9 protein-coding genes are annotated in these 20030 nt (G+C 60.1%); 5 read left to right on the top strand and 4 right to left on the bottom strand.

The window, feature by feature from the left end; genetic code table 11:
• The first annotated feature begins 16 nt into the window (after positions 1 to 16).
• The 3 genes from AC6FTP_RS18805 to AC6FTP_RS18795 all read left to right on the top strand — a co-directional run bounded on the left by AC6FTP_RS18805 (position 17) and on the right by AC6FTP_RS18795 (position 11049).
• A complete protein-coding gene (locus tag AC6FTP_RS18805; protein WP_497208452.1) occupies positions 17 to 7087 on the top strand; it encodes a putative Ig domain-containing protein in 7071 nt (2356 codons plus the stop codon).
• A gap of 69 nt (positions 7088 to 7156) precedes the next feature.
• Positions 7157 to 9664: a DUF1549 domain-containing protein gene (locus AC6FTP_RS18800; RefSeq protein ID WP_497208451.1), complete on the top strand. Its 2508-nt coding sequence runs from the start codon at positions 7157 to 7159 to the stop codon at positions 9662 to 9664.
• A 71-nt stretch (positions 9665 to 9735) separates the two neighbouring features.
• Positions 9736 to 11049, top strand: a complete 1314-nt coding sequence (locus AC6FTP_RS18795; protein WP_497208450.1) for a DUF1501 domain-containing protein — start codon at positions 9736 to 9738, stop codon at positions 11047 to 11049.
• 667 nt (positions 11050 to 11716) lie between these two features.
• Here AC6FTP_RS18795 and bioF read toward each other — a convergent pair.
• From bioF to AC6FTP_RS18775, 4 genes are read right to left on the bottom strand one after another with little or no spacing between them, the layout of a single operon-like run.
• Positions 11717 to 12862, bottom strand: a complete 1146-nt coding sequence (gene bioF / locus AC6FTP_RS18790; RefSeq protein WP_497208449.1) for an 8-amino-7-oxononanoate synthase — start codon at positions 12860 to 12862, stop codon at positions 11717 to 11719.
• Complete coding sequence (locus tag AC6FTP_RS18785) at positions 12859 to 13530, bottom strand: tetratricopeptide repeat protein (RefSeq protein ID WP_497208448.1); 672 nt, start codon at positions 13528 to 13530, stop codon at positions 12859 to 12861. The genes bioF and AC6FTP_RS18785 overlap by 4 nt, the downstream gene beginning before the upstream one ends.
• Before the next feature lie 37 nt (positions 13531 to 13567).
• Positions 13568 to 14467, bottom strand: a complete 900-nt coding sequence (nadC, locus tag AC6FTP_RS18780) for a carboxylating nicotinate-nucleotide diphosphorylase (protein WP_497208447.1) — start codon at positions 14465 to 14467, stop codon at positions 13568 to 13570.
• Between the two features lie 21 nt (positions 14468 to 14488).
• Positions 14489 to 17077 carry a Calx-beta domain-containing protein gene (locus tag AC6FTP_RS18775; RefSeq protein ID WP_497208446.1) on the bottom strand — a complete coding sequence of 863 codons (2589 nt, stop codon included), beginning with the start codon at positions 17075 to 17077 and terminating at the stop codon, positions 14489 to 14491.
• A gap of 212 nt (positions 17078 to 17289) precedes the next feature.
• Here AC6FTP_RS18775 and AC6FTP_RS18770 point away from each other — a divergent pair, with 212 nt between their 5' ends.
• Positions 17290 to 19233 (top strand): immunoglobulin domain-containing protein, encoded by a 1944-nt coding sequence (locus AC6FTP_RS18770; RefSeq protein WP_497208445.1) that lies wholly within the window; start codon positions 17290 to 17292, stop codon positions 19231 to 19233.
• Between the two features lie 99 nt (positions 19234 to 19332).
• Positions 19333 to 20030, top strand: a 698-nt coding sequence (locus AC6FTP_RS18765) for a delta-60 repeat domain-containing protein (RefSeq protein ID WP_497208444.1), incomplete at its 3' end; no start/stop codon positions are given.

Genomic DNA, 20030 nt, shown 5'->3' with positions numbered 1-20030 from the left:
TCCGCCTCAGCCGCCCGTGTTTGCCAACCCAGGTCAGCAGATCACCAAGACAACATTCCCCGGTAGCCTCCAGATCACGGCGACTGGCACAGGCACGATGAGCTACACTGCCACGGGACTGCCTGCGGGCCTGGGCATCCAGACCAGCACGGGGCTCATCAGCGGCACCATCTCAGCCGCTCCTGGCAACTATTCCGTCACCATCACCGTGAGCAGCAGCACCGGGCTGAGTGCCACGCAGAGCTTCGTCTGGACCGTGACGCCTGCCACCCTGGGCACCGGCACTCTGCTGCGCGAGGTCTGGACAAACATCACCGGATTTACTGTGGGAGAACTCACCGGCAGTCCCGCGTACCCCGACTCACCGGACAGCATCAGCGAGATCACCAGCATCGAAACACCGACCGACTTTGCTGATGCCTACGGCCAGCGTTTGCGCGGCTGGATTCATGCGCCGGTGACAGGTCAGTATCGCTTCTGGATCGCCGGAGATGATGAAAGCCAGCTCAGGCTGAGCACAAATGACAGCCCTGCCGGTGCATCACTCATAGCCTCTGTTCCTGTGGGACAGTGGGCCGCATCGCGTGATTGGACAAAGTTCCCCAGCCAGACCTCGGCTCTGATCAATCTCGTGGCTGGGCAGCGCTACTACATCGAGGTGCTGCACAAGGACGCCGGTGGACCTGACAACCTCGCCGTCGGCTGGCAGATCCCTGGCAGCAGCGTCACCACGGTGGTCGATGGAGAGTATCTCTCCCCCTGGCCGGTCAATCGTGCGCCCACACTCACCAATCCTGGAGCTCTCGGCAGCGTGGTCGGTGTGGCGACTTCGATCCAGCTCATCGCTGCGGATGCCGACAATGATCCGCTCGTCTTCAATGCCAGCGGGCTGCCCACCGGCCTGACCATCAATGCTCTCACCGGAGCCATCAGCGGGACGCCGACTACACCAGGTGTCTTCAGCGTCACCGTGAGCGTGAGTGATGGCAAAGCGCCTGTCGTGAGTGTGAACTTCTCCTGGTCAGTCAATACCGAACTCGTGCTGAACACACCGCAGTCTGACGCCGCGCCCCCTGGCAGCGTCGTCACCTTTACCGCGAGCAGCAGTGGCGGGCAGAGTCCGCTCTATCGTTGGAACTTCGGTGATGGTGGTGCCACGACGGCTTACAGCTCCAGTGCCACAGCCTCACACACTTACGCCACTCCTGGGCGCTATCTCATCACGCTCCAGGCCACGGATAACACCGGCGCAGTTCGCACAGCTTCCTTTTATCAGGTCATCCACGCTCCGCTCACCACGCAGAAGCCCGCCGTTTCCTCCAGCATTGTGCTCGAAGATCGTGCTGCGGCCAATGATCGCGTCTGGGTGGTGAATCCAGACACGGACAGCGTCACCGTCTTCGATGCCGTCACACGAGCCAGACTGGCCGAAACCCCCGTCGGTACAGCGCCGCGCAGCATCGCCATCGCGCCCGATGGCCGCGCGTGGGTGACGAATGTGGAGACCTCCACCATCAGCATTCTCAATGGCAGCACCTATGCCGTGGCCACCACACTCACCCTTCCGCGTGGATCTCGTCCTTTCGGCATCGCCTTTGATCCTGCGGGCACGGCGGCGTATGTGGCCCTCGAAGGAACCGGACGGCTTGCAAGATTCAATCCATCTACAGGAGTTCAGCTCAACAGCATCGACGTCGGCCAGCACGCGCGGCATGTCTCGGTGAATGCCGATGGCACGCGGGTGTATGTCAGCCGCTTCATCACGCCATCATTGCCAGGTGAAAACACCGCCACGGTGGACACCACCAATCGCGGTGGCGAAGTCGTGGTCGTCACTGGTGGTGCATTGGCCGTGGAGCGCACCATTCTGCTGGCACACAGCGAGCGCGCCGACACTCCCACGAGCGCACGGGGCATCCCGAACTACCTCGGTGCTACTGCACTTTCTCCCGATGGGCTCTTTGCCTGGGTGCCGTCCAAGCAGGATAACATCAAGCGCGGAACCCTCCGCAACAGTGTGGGCCTCAATCATGATCAAAGTCTGCGCGCCATCGCCAGCCGGATCAATCTCACTACGCAGGCCGAAGATGCGGCCGGGCGTGTTGATTTCGACAATGCCGGGATGCCGAGTGCAGCACTGTTTGATCCCTGGGGCGGCTACGTCTTTGTTGCTCTCGAATCAAGCCGTGCCGTCGTCGTGATCGATGCCTGGAACCGCGAAATGGTGGGCCGCTTCGATGTCGGTCGTGCGCCGCAGGGCCTGGCGATGTCTCCCGATGGGCGCACGCTCTTCGTCCACAACTTCATGGATCGCACGGTGAGCGTGCATGATGTGACCGCCTATCTGCGAGGCGGCAATGCCACCCCAGGAACGCTCGCCACGCTGAACTGCATCACCACCGAAAAACTCAGCGCCACCGTGCTGAGGGGAAAACAATTCTTCTACGATGCGCGTGATCCACGACTCGCCCTTCAAGAGTACATCGCGTGTGCCGCGTGCCACAATGATGGAGGTCATGATGGTCGTACCTGGGACTTCACTGGCGTGGGCGAAGGCCTGCGGAATACGATCACGCTGCGCGGCCATGGCGCTCACGGCGCGCTGCACTGGACGGGAAACTTCGATGAAGTGCATGACTTCGAAGGGCAGATCCGCGCCTTCTCCCAAGGGACGGGTTTGATGACGGATACACAGTTTAACACGGGCACCCGCAGTCAGCCGCTAGGGGATGCCAAAGCAGGCATCAGCGCTGATCTCGATGCCCTCGCCGCTTACGTAATCTCGCTCACCGCCGAGTCGCGCAGCCCCTTCCGCAATGCCGATGGCACGCTTACGGCGGCGGCGGTTTCAGGTGAACGCATCTTTCGTCAGCAGAACTGCGCCAGTTGTCATGGTGGGGTCGCCTTCACCAACAGTGCGCTCAATGTTTTCAGCGATGTCGGAACCATCAAGCAGCCCACGAGTGGCAAGCGCTTGAACGGCACGCTCAGCGGCTTCGATGTGCCCACGCTGCGCGGTCTCTGGGCTACTGCGCCGTATTTGCACGATGGTAGCAGCGCCACACTCACCGCAGCGGTCCGTGCGCACAATGGGGTGACGATCAGTGATGCAGATGCGTCCAGTCTCTCCGCCTATCTCCAGCAGATCGATGATGCTCCGGCGAGTGCGCCATTGCCTGTGACCGTGCAACTCGCCACCACCGCCACGCAGCCCGTCAGTGCTGCATTGATCGTCACGGCCACGTTCAGTCACGCCGTCACCGGGTTTGACCTCACGGATCTCACTCTCACCGGCGGAGTCGCGAGCAATCTCTCCGGGAGTGGCACGAGCTACAGCTTCACCCTCACGCCGAGCGCGAATGTGAGCCTCTCCATCGCCGCTGGGCGTGCTCAGGATGCTGCCGGTGTCACCAATCTTGCCTCCAACGCTCTCTCGCTTACCTACAGTCCTCCGAACAATCTGCCGCTGCTCTCCGGTGAAGATGTGGGAGGCCAGCCGCTGGCAGGTTCGACTCAGTTCGATGCTGCTTCGGGTGTCTTCACACTGACTGGCTCAGGTGGAGAAATCTACTTTGCCGAGGATCAGTTCCACTATGCCAATGTCTTGTTCACCGGGGATGGTGAGATCCGCGCCCGCGTGCGCAGTCTCGACAACACAAATCCCTGGGCCAAGGCAGGTGTGATGATCCGCGAGAGCACCGCCACAGGCTCGCGCCATGCCATGATGACCATCACACCGCCTGCGGCAGGCAATGGCTACGGCTTTGTCTCACGATCCACGCTGAATGGCCTGGCGAACTATGTGCAGGTGGGCAACCTGAATGCCGTGCCGAACAACTGGGTGCGCCTCGTCCGTTCCGGCACCGTGATCACGGCCTTCATCTCGGCGAATGGCACCGCATGGACGCAGGTCAGCAGCGTCACACTGGCCGGGCTTCCATCACAGTTGCTCATTGGTCTCGCTGTCTCATCCACCGATGTCACACGCATCGCCACGGCCAGCTTTGACAATGTGGAGATCATCGGCACTCAGAGTGTCGTGGCACCTGCGGCGACACTCACGGCAGGCTCGCCTGTCGAGGCGGGTGCATTCAACGTGGGCGTGCAATTCACCCAGGCGGTGACTGGCCTCACGGCGTCTGACTTTGCCATCACCAATGGCAACGCCGTGAGCCTGAGCGGCTCCGGTTCCAGCTACACCGTCGGCATTCAACCTGTGTCAGCCGGGACCGTGACGGTCAGCCTGCCAGCAGGAGCAGCGGTGAATGCCGCGAATGTCTCCAATCTCATCTCCAACACGGTCTCCGTGTCCTATGCGCCGCCAACCAATGCCATGCTCACCGGCCAGGACGTGGGCAGCGTGCTCGTCGCCGGAAGCACTGCTTTTAATGCCACCAACAGCACCTACACCGTGCGGGGCTCGGGCGGAGAGATCTACTTTAATGCGGATGGCTTCCATTACGCACTCACCCAGCTCACAGGCGATGGCGAAATCCGCGCCCGCCTCACCAGTCAGACCAACACGGGGCCATGGGCCAAGGCAGGTGTCATGCTGCGTGAAAACCTGACGCCTGGATCACGCCATGCCATTGTCTTCACCACGCCCTCAAACGGCACTGGTGCTGTCTGGCGAACAGCGGCCAACGGAGCATCCACCTTCATCTACGGCCCGCCCTTGAACCCAGCGCCGAACAACTGGCTCCGTCTCGTTCGCGTGGGCAGCCAGATCACGGCCTACACCTCGGCGAACGGCAGCACTTGGAGAGTGGTCAACACGATCACTCTTTCCAGTCTGACGAGCACGCTCTACGCCGGGCTCGCTGTGACCTCCACTTCGAGTTCGCAGCTCGGCACGGCCACTTTCGACAATGTGTCCATCACCGGCAGCATCGCGAATGTGGTGCCGGCGGCCACCCTCAGCACCACCTCCGCCATCGAGACCGGACCCTTCACGGTGCAGACCGTGTTTTCACAAAGCGTCTCCGGGCTGACAGCGAACGATTTCGTCGTGACCAATGGCAGCATCACCAGCCTGACAGGTTCCGGCAATGCCTATCAGGCGCTCGTCACGCCCGCTGAGCCTGGAGTTGTCACCATCAGCCTGCCTGCCAATGCCGCAGTGAACGGCAGCAACACGGGGAACTCAGCCTCAAACACGGTTAGCGTCACCTACTCGACGCAGGCGGTGATTTCACTCACGGCTCGTGATATTGGCACTGTAGGTTCGGCGGGCAGCACATCGCTTGCGTCTGGAACCTACACGGTGCGCGGCAGCGGTGGGGAGATCTTCTTTGCCTCTGATGGCTTTCATTTCGCCTCAATGCCTCTGACAGGTGATGGCGAGATCCGCGCCCGTGTCACCAGCCAGACAAACACTGGTGACTGGGCCAAGGCGGGTGTCATGATCCGCGAAGATCTGACGCCCGGATCACGCCACGCCGTTGTCTTCACCACGCCTGCTGCGGGTGGCAATGGCACCGGCATCGTCTGGCGCTCCACCGCTGACGCGAATGCCATCTTCCAATATGGTCCGCCGCTGAATCCGGCCCCGAACAACTGGCTGCGCCTCGTGCGTGCCGGGAATGTAATCACTGCCTACACCTCCGCCAATGGCAGCGCCTGGACGGAAGTGCGCTCCACCACCTTTGCATCTCTGCCCGCTAGCCTGCACTTTGGGCTCGCTGTCACCGCCACGAGCAGCAGCCTCTCCACGGCGACTTTTGATAATGTCAGCATCACCGGCAGCAGCGGGGCGATTCTGGCTGCTGCTGCGGAAGTCGAGCGCAACACCTCTGGCGTCGCCACAGGCTCCACCGGCAGCATCCCGGACACGGATCTGGATGGAGACGATGTGAGCGACCTGATTGAATCCATTCTTGGCGGCGAGGATATTTTTGACGGTGGCTGGTGGCTCTCCACGCAGTTTGACGGGCGCATTGATGCCCATTTCCAGCATCTCTCTGACATCACGGGCTACACCTTCACCCTGGAGACCAGCGCTGATCTCGTGAACTGGCGGCCGCTAGCGCTTTCACCCACTATGGTTGATCTCGGCGGTGGTCTGGCACGGAGCACCTGGAGCGGCATCACCAGCCTCAGCGGGCAGAATCGCCAGCACGGTATTGTTCGTTTGCGAGTGAACCATAAATCCGGCATCTCGGCCACCACCTCTCCGCAAACTTGGCAGCAACACGCGCTGAATCCAGGCACTCAAACGGTGGGCATCAGCATGGTCAATGCACCTGTCTATGCCGGTTACGTCGCTGATGTCTTAAGCGCTGACACACTCCTCCTCAACACCACCTCTGAGATCCCACTCCTGGCTGGCGCACCTTGCTACCTCGAAGTGCGCGACGGGCCGAATGCTGGCCATCGCTATGACATTGCCAATATCGAAGGCAACATCGTCTCGCTCGATCTCGCAGCCCGGCACAACACCCGAGCAACCCTGCCACCTGACATTGCTGGCGAACGTGTCTTCATCCGCCCCCACATCACCCTCGGGCAGGCTTTTCCCAAGACCGTCTTCCGTGGCAGCATCCGCCAGATCATCTCTGACCAGGTGCTTTTCCACAATGGCAGCACCTGGGAAACCTGCTGGCTGATGAAAAACAGCGCGAGGCACCAGTGGGTGAAATCCTCGGGCAGCAAACTGGATTCACAGGATCAGCGCATCATTCCTCCCGGTACAGGCGTGATGGTGAAGCTCGCCGCCCGCCCGGTCACGATGACTCAAGTCGGTCATGTGCGCACAACACCCTTCCTCATGAAGTTGAGCGCGGGTCACAACTTTCTCGCGGTCCCTCGTCCGATCGATGCCACACCGGGCACACTGAATCTGACTGCTGCTGGTGGCTTTAACGCTACGAGCGGTCCCGTCACGGCGGATCAACTCCAGCTCTGGGCCGCCGATACCAAACCTCAATCGAGCACCTACAGCACCTATTGGCTCAGTGGGAATGGATGGCTCCCCCTGTCAGCCACCTCGGCCAACCCTGTCACCGATTCGTTGATGCTTCCATCCCGGCGCGCATTCTTTCTAAAAGTCAGCGGCCCTGCTGCTGGGAGGCTTTGGGAGGTGGATTAGTTCTTTTGGGCATTTTTCCAGATTGTGAAAAAGTGCGCGAAAATTGGCGTTGGTTACGCCGAACACGCCATGCGCTCACTTGCCCTCCTCCCCCTTCTCGCCCTTGCGTTTGCGGCTCACGCCGCTCCCAGCCCAAAGGATGCAGCTCAGAAAATCGACTCCATCCTCCAGGCTGACTGGAAGAAGGCCAACCTCCAAGGCAACCCTGCTGCGGATGACAATACCTTCGTTCGCCGCATCTATCTGGATGTCATCGGACGCATCCCGACGACTCGCGAAGCCGAGGCTTTCATTACCTCCAAGGAAGCCGACAAGCGTGCGAAGCTCATCGACAAGCTGCTCGGTTCCGAGGCCTATGTGCAGCACATGTACAATTACTGGGCGGACGTGCTGCGCCTGACCTCCAATGGCAATCAGACCGGCGCGATCACTGGCTCAGCCTACATGAACTTCGTGAAGGACAGCCTGCGCACGAACAAGCCCTACGACCAGTTCGTCCGCGACATGGTCGCCGCTCAGGGCAAGGCATGGGAGAATGGTGCCATCGGCTACTACATGCGTGACCGCGGCATGCCGCTGGACAACATGGCGAATACGGTCCGCGTCTTCCTCGGCACCCGCATCGAATGTGCCCAGTGTCACAACCATCCCTTCGACAAATGGAGCCAGATGCAATTCTATAAAATGGCTGCCTTTACCTATGGCGTCGAAACCCAGGATTACTATGGCGGCACCATCGGCGAAGTTCGTGACCTCCTCCGTGAGCAGGAAAACGCGGCTGTGAAGGCCATCGCCGAACCCAAGCGCCCGCAGCGCCCCGAACGTCCTCGGATTAAAGGTGACATGAGCAAAGAGCAGCGTCAGCAATTCGAAAAAGAGTATGCCCTTAAAGTACAGAAATATGCTGAAGAAGAAAAAGCCTACCAGGTGGCTCTGAAGGACATGCGCAAACAGCAGGAGGAAGTGCGCTCAAAGATCCGCAAGGAGCAGCGGAACTTCCAGGAGCCCATGAACGATATCCGTGACACCATGCGCTACACCAGCGTCGGCGAGCGTGACCGCAAAGTCACTCTACCACACGATTATCAATACAACGATGCCAAGCCCAAGTCCGTCGTCTCCGCAGGCTCCATGATGGGCCACGAATGCGTCACCCTGCCCGGCGAGACACCCCTTCAGGCTTACGCCCGCTGGATGACTTCCAAAGACAATCCACGTTTCACCAGCGTCATCGCCAGCCGTCTTTGGAAAAAAGCTTTCGGCCTCGCCCTCATTGAGCCTCTCGATGAACTTCTCGACGGCACCATCCCGATGATTCCTGAGCTGCAGACGCATCTTGAAGGCCTCATGAAGGAGTTGAACTACGACATGAAGGCTTACCAGCGCATCCTTTACAACACCAGCGCCTATCAACGTCAAGCGACCCGTGAAGAGGTTGCTCCAGGTATTGCTTATCACTTCACCGGCCCAGTCCTTCGTCGCATGAGCGCTGAACAGATGTGGGACAGCTTCGTCACCCTCATCAATCCGAACCCGGACATGATCAACGCCTCTGCCCGCGAGCAGATGGAGCAGCGCATCCTTCAGGCCAAGAAAAACGCCGATGGTCTGGAAGCCCTCTCTGCCGAGGAAGCTTATGCGGGGCTGAAGAAAGCTGCCGAAGTCTATGGCAAAAACAAAGAGCGCACGGATGAGAAGCAGAAACTCTACCTCGAAGCACGCAATGCCCAGAAAGAGCTTCAGGACAAACTGGATGCTTTGAAGCCCGGCCCTGAGCGTGAGGCCATGGAAAAGCAGGTTGCTGAGGCGCAGAAGAAGGTCCAAGCCTATCGCTCCGAAGTGAACACCATCCAGGGTGAAGGTCGCCGCGTCACCACAGCGGAAGTGATTGTCCCCGGTCACAAGAAGCTCTATGAAAAAGTCACCGGCAAGCCCTTCCAGAACGTCTCTCTCGCCAAGGGCAAGGATGGTGCAGGCACGACCGAAGTCCCCTCGATGATGGCCGGAGACAGCATGATGATGATGTCCAACGGCATCCGTGCTGAGCGCGTCAGCGTCCCCGGCTATGACCGCAAGGAACTCACCCCCGAGGAGCGCAAAGCCGACGAAGAAAAGCGCCAGATCGCCTACAAAGAAGAAGCTGAGTATTACGGCATCCCCGAGAAGCAGCACCGCGACTACTTCCGCGCCCGCTCCCAGCAAGCTCGCGACTACCTCCGCGCCGCCGAACTCGACAGCCCAGCGCCACGCGGTCATCCGCTGCGTGACTTCGGCCAGAGCGACCGCGAGACCATCGAGAACGCGAACTACGACGCCAGCGTCCCCCAGAGTCTCTTCATGATGAATGGCAATCTCATGCCAAACATCCTCAGCAAATACAGCCAGCTCATGCTTGCCATCAGCAAGGCTCAGTATCCTGACGACAAGCTCGAAGCCGCCTACATGTCCGTGCTCGCCCGCAAGCCTACCACGAAGGAAAAAGAAGCCTGGCTCAAGGCCCAGGATTCCGGGCTCAACACCACGGAGGACCTAATCTACGCCCTTCTGAACACCCAGCAGTTCATCTTCATCCAGTGAGCCGCGCATCAAGCCGCTACAAATCGTCAAAGTAGTCAAAGCAGCATTCAAGCATCAACCGCCCATCCCACATGAAACAAGAACTCGCCTCCAAACTCCTCCGCTCCGGTGAGATCACTCGCCGTGACTTTGCCGCCAAAACAGCGTCTTCGCTGCTCGGTGTCGGCCTCCTCGGCCAGTCCATGACCAGCAAATCCTTTGCAGCTTTTGAACACTCCTCGAAGCTCAAGCAGGTCCCCACTGCGAAGAACGTCATTTACCTCTACATGAGTGGCGGTCAGACCCACCTCGATACTTGGGATCCAAAGCCCGGCACCGCCACCGGCGGCCCCACAAAGGCCATCAAGACCAGCGCCGACGGCGTCCAGCTTGCTGAAAACCTCCCGCTCACCGCACAGCAGATGCACCACGGTACGGTCATCCGCTCACTCACCTCCACCCAAGGCGCGCATGAGCAGGGAAACTACATGATGCACACCAGCTATGAGCTGCGCGGCACCATCCGCCATCCAGGTATGGGCGCGTGGCTGAATGTGTTCCAAGGTGGTGGCAACAGCACTCTCCCGAACTACGTGTATATCGGCAATGACAGCCGCCATCCCGGTGCTGGTTTCTTCCCTGCGGCTCAGGCACCTCTCTTCGTGAACAATCCCGAAGCAGGACTCAAGAATGTCAAAATCCAGCCCGGTCTCACCGAAGACAAGTTCAACGCCCGCCTTAAACTGGCCGACGAACTCGACTCCGACTTCCGCAGCACCTTTAAGCATCGCAACGTCAAGGCCTACGCTGACATGTATGACGACGCCATCGCCATGATGAAGTCCGAGGACCTCAAAGCCTTCGACCTCACTGATGAAGCCCCCGATCTCCGCGCCTCCTATGGCCGCGAGGCCTTCGGTCAGGGTTGCCTCCTCGCCCGTCGCCTCGTTGAGCGCGGCGTGCGCTTTGTCGAAGTCTCCCTCGGCGGTTGGGACACCCACAATGCCAACTTCGTCGCCGTGCCTGAGCGCTGCGAAACCCTCGACAAGGGGCTCTCCACCCTCCTGAGCGACCTCCATAATCGCGGTCTCCTCAAGGATACCCTCGTCGTGCTCACCACCGAGTTCGGCCGCACCCCTGACATCAATCAAAACGTCGGTCGTGACCACTACCCGAAAGCCTTCTCCGCAGCGATGTGGGGCGGCGGCGTCAAGGGTGGTCACATCCACGGAGCCACCGATGCCGAAGGCCGCGAAGTCGTCGCCGACAAGGTCAAGATTGAGGACATGAACGCCTCCATCGCCTATGCGCTCGGTCTTCCGCTCGACCAAGTCATCTACAGCCCAAGCAAGCGCCCCTTCACCATCGCCGACAAAGGCCAACCGCTCACCAGCGTCTTTGCCTGATCCGATCACCTTTTGATGTGGTCCCACGAGAGGCCGCCCCGGACGAAAGTTCGAGGCGGCTTTTTCGCTCTACAGACTGACTGTCACTCTCTGTCAGACGGATTCAAAGCCTTTGGTAGATAGACCACTATCACCTGTGATACCTCGAAAGGTATCGTCTAACAGCCGATGTGAAGAAAGCCTGTCAGTTGTCTCCGGGACAGGGCATTTACTTCGTCAGGAATGCATCAAGTGGTGCACAAAGTATGCATTCGAAACAAACCAAGGCTGCTTGTCTGTGATGAGTGGTTTTTCACATTCCGCGCGGCACTCGTAGATCTTGGGTGATCGAAATCATTTCAGGTTACCCACCTTAGTTCAGGCTCATTAAACATTTGGCGGGTTCTGTAATGCTTTGATGATCAAAGGTTTAAATGGTTGATCAAGGCTCCAGCTCTGGTGCTTGGTGATGTTCGAATATGACACCGTGACTTGTCTGACTATGTCACGGTTTCGTTTCGTTCCACGGCCATGGTGAAGCTGTTCCACGACTTGTGACACAGATTCCTAATGACTTGCATGCGGCATGGAGGCCCACGGTGATTGATTCACACTGGTTCTTCGGAGCCTTGTGAATAACCTGTGAATTACTCCTGAAAAACAGACTGACCGCTGCGAAAATCTATCTTTAACCCGAGACACCACGGCGGCCTGTGTGGCCGAATGCTGTCAACAACTTACCGACTTGCTCTTCGGTGTGCTCGGCAGACAAGGTCACCCTCAATCTGGCCGTGCCCCGGGCTACGGTGGGATAGCGAATAGCTGGAATCAAAAAGCCCGCCTCGCGCAGATCGGCGCTCATTTGCATCGCCGTTTGCTCGTCCCCGATGATCCAGGGCACGATGGCGCTGGCGGGTGTCTCGCCGGGACGGAGTTGCCCCAAGCGCACATGCAGGCGATTCCGACGCTCATCCCCAGCCGCTCCCCGGACCAAAGCTAGCGCCGCCAGCGCGGCGTGGGCAATGGCGGGAGGTGTAGCGGTGGAATAGACCAGACTGCGCGCCCGGTTGATCAGCCAGCCAATGACCTGCCTGCTGGCGGCCAGATAGCCACCACTCAAGCCCAGTGACTTGCTCAGTGTGCCCATATGAAGCTCAACTCGGCTTTCCAGGCCGAGTTCAGCGGCCAGTCCACGCCCATTCGGACCGAGCACCCCCACGGCGTGGGCTTCATCCAGCATCAGCCAGGCTCCATGCCGATCCTTCAGTTCTACGATCTCCGCTAGCGGGCAGCGGTCGCCATCCATGCTGAATACAGACTCCGTGACCACGAGCACGCGGCCCTGTGCGTTTTGTAAAAGCTTCTCCAGCTTGCCGAGATGATTGTGCGGAAAGACGCGGATCGTCGCTCCGCTCAGCCGTCCGGCATCGACGAGACTTGCATGGCAAAGCTTGTCCAAAATGACTGTGTCTGCTGCACTTACGAGAGCCGGGATCGTGCCCAGCGCCGTCGCGTAACCACTGGAGAAGGTCAGCGCCGCCTCCGTGCCTTTGAAATCGGCCAGTGCTTCCTCCAGTTCGCGATGCGGGCGCAGCGTGCCGCAGACCAGACGCGAGGCACCTGCGCCAGCTCCGTAAAGATCCACGCCCTCCTTCATGGCTGCCCGCAGTTCGGCGCAGTCCGCCAGGCCGAGGTAGTCATTGGAGGAAAAGTTGATCAGTTCCTGCCCATCGACGCGGATCACCGGTCCCTGCGCCGAGTCCAGCAGGCGGAGTTCTCGCCACAGGCCCTGCGCACGCCAGTCATCACACTGAGTCTGGAGATCCCAGCTCATTCTTTCAGCCTCCGCTCCAGCACCTCGTCCTTCTCCACACCGAGCGCCAGGGCCTTGGCATAGGCACGTTTGGCCAGCGCGATGCTCGGCGGTTTCTGATCCACATACAGCAACGCCAGATTGAAGTGCGCGATGCCGTAGTCCGGCTTGAGTTCGATGGCTCTCTGCAACTCGGCTTCCGCCGCGGCATTCCAGCCGAAGGACTGCATCGCAATCGCCAGGTAATTATGCGCTCGTGCGTCGGTCGGATCTTCGTGGATCGCTCGGGTGAAGGCCGAAATCGCCAGATAGGTGTCACCCTTCGAGGAGTGGATCAGCCCCAGTGCATTCCAGGATTGAGCCAGGCTCGGATTCACGCGCACCGACTTTTCAAAGCACTCCACCGCCTCTTTCGCGCGGCCTGACTGCTGCTCCACAGCTCCCAGATTTGCCCAGGCCAGTGCATTATTCTCCTCCAGCTTCAGCATCTCTTGGTAGGCTGTGCGTGCCGTGTCCCAGTCACGTTTGGCAAAGGCATCCGCCGCCTTTTTGCCGAGCAGCAGCGAGTGATCCGGCAGCGGGTCGGCCTTGCCCACGGGGAGCTGCTCCAGCGCACCGGCGGGCTTCTCCTGGGCAGCCATCGGGAGGCAGGAAAACAGCAGGGCGGGAAGAAGAAGTCGGAGGTTCATGCAGGGCAGGGGAGTTGACCACGACATCGTGGCAACATCAAGCTGCGACAAAATCCAGCCCGAGGTCCAGCGCGCGGGATGAATGTGTCAGTGCGCCGACAGAAATCGCGTTCACACCTGTGGCGGCCACAGCATTGATCGTCTCCAGCGTGATGCCGCCGCTGGCTTCCAGCCAGAGCTTGCCGGCGTTCATCGCCACGGCTTCGCGGAGTTTTTCGCAGCCCATGTTGTCCAGTAGCAGCATGTCCACGCCGCGCAGTTTTAGAAAGCGGGCCATCTGATCTAGAGTATCGCACTCAAGCTGGATGCGCGTGCCGGGGCGCTCGGCGCGGACGCGGTCGATGGCGGCTTGGAGTTGCTCGTTCGATCCGTTCGCGGCGATGTGGTTGTCCTTCACCATGACGTGATCATAGAGCCCCATGCGATGATTCGTGCCACCACCGGCTTTCACGGCAGCCTTCTCGATCAAGCGCCAGCCCGGTGTCGTCTTCCGCGTGTCCCAGACCTCCACGGGATGAGGCTTCACTGCCTCGACATACCTTCGCGTCTGCGCGGCGATGCCACAGAGACGCTGGAGGAAGTTCAGCGCCGTGCGTTCACCCGTCAGGATGCCGCGTGTCGGGCCACTGATCTCCAAAACGACATCGCCTTTCACAAAGGGTTGCCCGTCGAGCTTCAGCGCGTGGGTTTGCAGACGATCATCCACCAGCTCAAACACTCGCTTGGCGATCTCCATCCCCGCCATGACTCCCGGCTCACGCGCCACGATCACCGCCCGCGAAACCATGCCCGCAGGCACAAAGTAAGTCGCCGTGACATCGCCAGGGCCGATGTCCTCGGCCAAGGCATCGCGGATGAGAGATTCGGTGGTGAGTTCCATGATGAGTCGATTCTTGGCGGTGCCCGAAAGCAGCGGTGCTGAAATCGTGGAGACCATGCGTGAAGTCAAACAACGCTCTTAAAAGTCGCCGATCTCCACGACGCCAGTGCGCCGACTGCCAGGGAAGAAGCCGCGCCCGTGGCCGTAACCGCCCTGGTGAAAGGCACCGTAGAAATTGATCTGCTTCGTGGCTCCAGGAGGCGTGATTTTGCCGCTGAACCAGCCGGTCTTTGGGTCGATGGTGATCGAGCAACCTTGTGGATTCCCGGCAGGGAAGGTGACTTTGTTCGTCTCGGAGATGAGCAGGGTGTTGCTGGTGCCATCGAGCGTGGAACTGCCATTGATGAAACGGACGCTGCCATCGCCAAGCGAGGCTGTCAGGGGTGCGGTCACACGCTGGCCCACTGTCGGCAGGATGTAGCGCACGGCCTGGCAGGCAATGGTTTGGAATGGCAGGGCAGTGTAGAGGGCATCTTTGGCACGCCAGGGTTTGAGCCAGCCGAGCGTGGTCGGTGCGCCGGGGTGCTGTGGGCCGAGGCCGAAGTCGCAGGTGCCGTAGAAGTTTCCGGTCTTGGTATAAAGCGGCAGCATGAAGGCGCATTCGCCGCGCACGAGCCCATCAGGATCAGATTGAGCGATGCGGCTGGAGATCGTGATCGTCTGATCATCGGCGGTGCGACCGACGGAGCGCACGGTGCCATCGGCGATCACGGTGCTCGTCATCACGGCAGGGGCTGCCACGGAGCCGCCGCCGATGCCTTCGCATAGAATCGTGTAGCTGCCGACCTGGGGTGCGATGCTGGTTTTGCCATTGTAAGGCAGATAGCGGACGTAGCCCTCCGCCCAGTCGCCCTCGGGATCACGGAAGGAGGCAGCGCAGCGAGCCCAGCCTTCGGCAAAGTGCAGTCTTATGCCAATGGAAGGACGGTTGTTCCGGGCGAAGCTGGCGACGAGTTGCCCACTGGCATCAAAGCTGCCGCTGAAGCGATAGGTGGCACCCATGTAATCGACCGTGCCACTGGCTCCGCCAATGCCAGTGACGGTGCATTTCACTAGCGCACCCCAGCCTTGGGTATCGAGCAATCCGCAATAACTGCCGGGCCGTGGCACGAAGAAGTCGTCGTCTTCAACGATCACGACGGTGTTGCTCGTGCCGTCGGTGATCGTGCCGAGTTGGGGATTGTCGGTGAGCGTGACGTTGAAGTATTCCGGCCCTTCGAAGGTACGGTCCTGATACACGGGCACAGCGATGCTGGTGGTCAGTTGTCCTGGCGCGAGATAGGCCGTGCCGGAGATGGCCTGCATGTCGATCCCTGCCTGGCAGGTGCCTGAGCTGACACGCCAGCCCACGGCCACCTGCCGATTGCCAGCGCGTTGACGACGCAGCTCGACATAGGCGGTCTGGCCTTCCTTCACCCGCACTTCATTCCAAGTGAGGCTGTAGGCACCCTGGTCGATCTCTTCGCTAATCAAGATCGTGTTGCTCGTGCCATCCGCGATGCCGAAGCCGCCGGTGATGTCAGTGAAGCCGACGCCGAAGCCTTCCTGCGTTTCTTCTTCGATGCTTGGCAGAAGCTGAAACTGCCCCACGCTTGAACGAGTGCCCACGGGCAGATTCACGGCAGCTCCAGGAATCGAGTAGTCCACACCGCCGGTGGCCTCTGTGACGCCACTGACGGTTTCTCCGATGAAGCGCACGCTGCCATCGCCATCACCACGCAGTTTGAAGAAACGGCTGTTCACCGAGCCATCGGCCTCAGACACGCGCTGCTCACTCTGCGCCCAGGCCAGCACGCCTGCGCTGTTTTGCGGATACCAAGAGAGCCAGATCTGACTATCCGGCGCAGTGGCTCCGCTGGTGCAGGCGATGTAATAGACGTGACCTGCGGTGGCAGAGATGGGCACGCGGGTGGAATTGTCCAGCGTGCTACCGGAAGCCGAACCAACGATATTACTCGGAGCTCCTGTGCTGCCATCAAAGATCTTGATGCCAAAGCCATCAAACGTCGTGCCATCCCACTGCCGTGAGCCCACGAGGTCCAGGTAGTACTCGCCCGTGCTCGGTGCCGTCCATTCAAACCAGATCGCGGGATCGATGATGCCGAGACCGATCTGCTTGAGGTTGCTCGTCGCTCCGCGATTGCCACGCACGATGGTGCCGCTGCTCCCCACGATGGACTCGGCATCATGCCAGTCATTGTTCATTACCTGAACGAAGCGCCAGGAGAAGCCGAAGGGCTGCGCGGCATCCACCACGAGATACACTGTCTGACCGCGATCCAGATCCACGGAGAGCTTTTCGGTGTTCGGGAAAAGCGTGTTGCTCGTGCCATCGACGAGGGTTTGCAGCGGGATCGTGGTGGCCGGATTGCCAGGATAGCGCAGCTCGGCGCGCAGGCCCTGAGTGTCCGGGATCTCGACGATGTAGCGCCCGTTTGTCGGAGCCACGTATCGATACCAGACCGTGTGCTTTGCCGCACTGCCGCCGACATTGGGCTCGCCAAATTCTGCGGTGGCTCTGCTGCCACCCTGGTTGGCATAGCTGCCCTCGCGCTCGCTGATGAGCAGGGTGTTGCTGATCCCATCATTGACGGGTCTGAGTTGGGCTGCGGCGGGCCAGGCTGCCAGCACAGGCAGGGTGAGCAGGAGGTTTCTGAGAGTTTTCATGAGTGTGGAATGATTGACGTAGAGATCTTAGCGGCGTGGCAGTTTAAATAACCAGACTAAAGTCGGATCTTTGGTTCTACCAACTTCCTGGCAGATGCGGGGTGATGCAGAAACTTGCGTAAAAACTGTGTGGGTTAGGTTCTGGGGCTTTCCAGAAGAGGCTTTTGGCCTAGTATCTGCGCCGGTTTCCCCACCCCAACGAAGTCACGGACATGAAATACACCTCTGCCACCGTCCTCGCAGCCGTCTTGAGCCTGATGTCGGCTCTCTCCCAGGCGGCTCCTACCATCAATACGAGCCCGTCCTCGGCGACGCCGGCGCTGGGCAGTACGGCGACTCTCGCAGCCAGTGTCACAGCGCAGCCTGGGGCGACCTTTGTCTGGACGCGCGACGGCACGACGATCATCAACGGCGGCCGCTACTCCGGTGCCACCACAGCCACACTGAGTATCTCTGGGGCGAACGCCTCCGACAACGGCAGCTACACACTCACGGTCACGGATGGCACAGGCTCCACGCCGACGACACCTGCCAGCATCACCGTGACGCAGACGGCATCGAGTCTCGATCCGGCCTACAACGGCGCAGGGTCGAATGGGAGCAATGCAGCCGTTTACACCAACACCGCGCTGCATCTGCCAGATGGGCGCACGCTGCTGGCGGTCAAAAACCAGTTCAACGGCGTCTCCGGCACGGCGACGAGCAATCTCGTGGTCATGTCGGCGACAGGTGTGGCGAGCCATCCAGGCGCTGCGGGTTTTGTTGGCGGCAGTAATGGTGGCGATGTCCGAAGCATCTTCCGTATGCCGGATGGTAAAATCCTCCTCGCCGGAGACTTCACCACGCACCGCACGGATACGGTCGTGAATACTGCCCGCAATCGAGTTGCCCGCTTGAATGCCGATCTCACGCTCGACACCACCTTTGTGGCGACTGGTCCGAGTGCCGTCCCTCAGCTAGTTTTCGCGGACAGCTATGGTCGTGTTTATCTCGGTGGCACTTTCTCCACCTACGACGGCTCCACCGACTACCGTAACTTCGTCCGCCTGAATGCCGACGGCACTCTGGATACCTCCTTCAAGCCACTCATCAACGGTGGGGTCACCTCCGTCGTGTTCCAGTCGGACGGCAAATTCATCGTGAGCGGCCCTTTCATCACTCGCAGTGCTTTCCCCTCGATCGATGTGCCGAGTCTCATCCGATTCCTGGCGGATGGCACGGTGGATACTTCTTTTGTTCCGACCTTTCCGGCTGGTTACACCACCCAGACCTCCCTGGCCGTGGATGCTAGCGACAACCTCTATGTCGGGCGTTGGGCCGGTACGTTGGGAGTTAGTACGGTCTTCAAACTGTTGCCCAACGGCAGCATGGCGAGTGGGTTCACGGCTCCTTCCTTGCCTGATCAGGTGAACGCGTTGGCGGTGCTGCCCAATGGGAAGGTGGCGCTTGGTGGTTACTTCACCACGCCGACCAGTCGATTCATGGTCCTGAACACCGATGGCTCTCAGGATACGGGGTTTGATGTGGGAACAGGCTTCAACAGTGTTAGCGGCGCTACCTCGATCCAATCCATCGTCCCTGATCATCTGGGCCGCATCTGGATCATGGGCATCAATTTCAGCACCTACAACGGCAGCGCGGCAAACCGCTTTGCCGTGCTCCAGGGCAGCGGCTCGCCTAGCCTCTTCTTCACGGCGCAGCCGGGAGGTCGCAGCGCCAATCAAGGCACTGCGGTCAGCTTTTCTGCCGCAGCCTCGGGGAACAATGGCTTTACCTATCAGTGGCAGAAAAATGGCAGCCCGCTGAGCAACGGAGGCAATGTTTCCGGTGCCACCACGGACACGCTGACGCTCACGAACATCCAGGAGGCCGATCAAGCCGCCTACACCGTCGTCGTCAGCAGCCCGGGAGCCACCTCGGTGACCAGCCGAGCCGCCAGTTTGGACGTGCTCGGTGCGCCAGAGATCACGCAGGACCCTGCACCTCAGACCGTGGACTTCGGCGGCACTGTTACCTTCACCGGTGCGGCTGCCGGAGCCACGCCGCTGACCTATCAGTGGTATTATGGCACCACGCCACTCACCAACGGCACCGGCGTGTCGGGTGCCACCAGCACCACGCTGACCCTCACGAATGTCGATTTCGCTGACGCCTGACAATACAGCCTCAAAGCCTCGAATGGCCTCGGCGATGATACGAGTGCCTCGGCGACCCTCACGGTGCAGAAACGGCCCGGCGCGATTGTTGCCGGGAATTTGCCGACTTTTGTGGGCGTCGGCTACGGCGGCTACGTCAGTGCCATTCAGCCTTTGTCAGATGGCTCCTATCTCGTCGGTGGCGCTTTTGACCGGGTCACGATCAATGGTGTGAACACCACCCGCAAAGGACTCGTGCGCATCAAGGCGGACGGCACCCTCGACACGAACTTCCCGACCGTGAATAGCAGTAACCGCCCCTCGGTGGAGGCCATCGTCGTTGATTCCTCCGGTCGCATCTTTATCGGCGGTGACTTCACCAGCGTGGTGGTCGGCACGACAGAAACGCCGAGGTTGCGCGTGGCTCGTCTGACCTCTGCTTTTGCTTTGGACACGGCTTTCAATACCAGTACCGTCGGCCCAGATAAAATCGTCCGTGCGCTGGCGACTGCTGGAGACGGTTCTGTTTACATCGGGGGCGAGTTCACCACTATCGGCACGACCGCCATCCGCTACATGGCCAAGCTGACTGCCACAGGTGCGCGTGACGCAGGTTTCACCAATAGCATCAGCACCGGTGCTCAGGACAACAATAAGTCGGTGAACTCCATTGTCCGCCTTGCGAACGGTACCCTGTATGTCGGCAGCAGCGTCAGCTTCTGGGGCAGTTCAGTGCTGCCTGGACAGCCTGCCGGGCGTCTCGTGAAGCTCTCCGCAGGAGGTGCGCGTGACTTTGGCTTTACCTCCCCAGACATCTT

This window comes from Prosthecobacter sp. (genome assembly GCF_044378005.1).
Taxonomy (GTDB): Bacteria; Verrucomicrobiota; Verrucomicrobiia; order Verrucomicrobiales; family Verrucomicrobiaceae; genus Prosthecobacter.
This window is presented reverse-complemented; position numbering and strand designations above follow the sequence as displayed.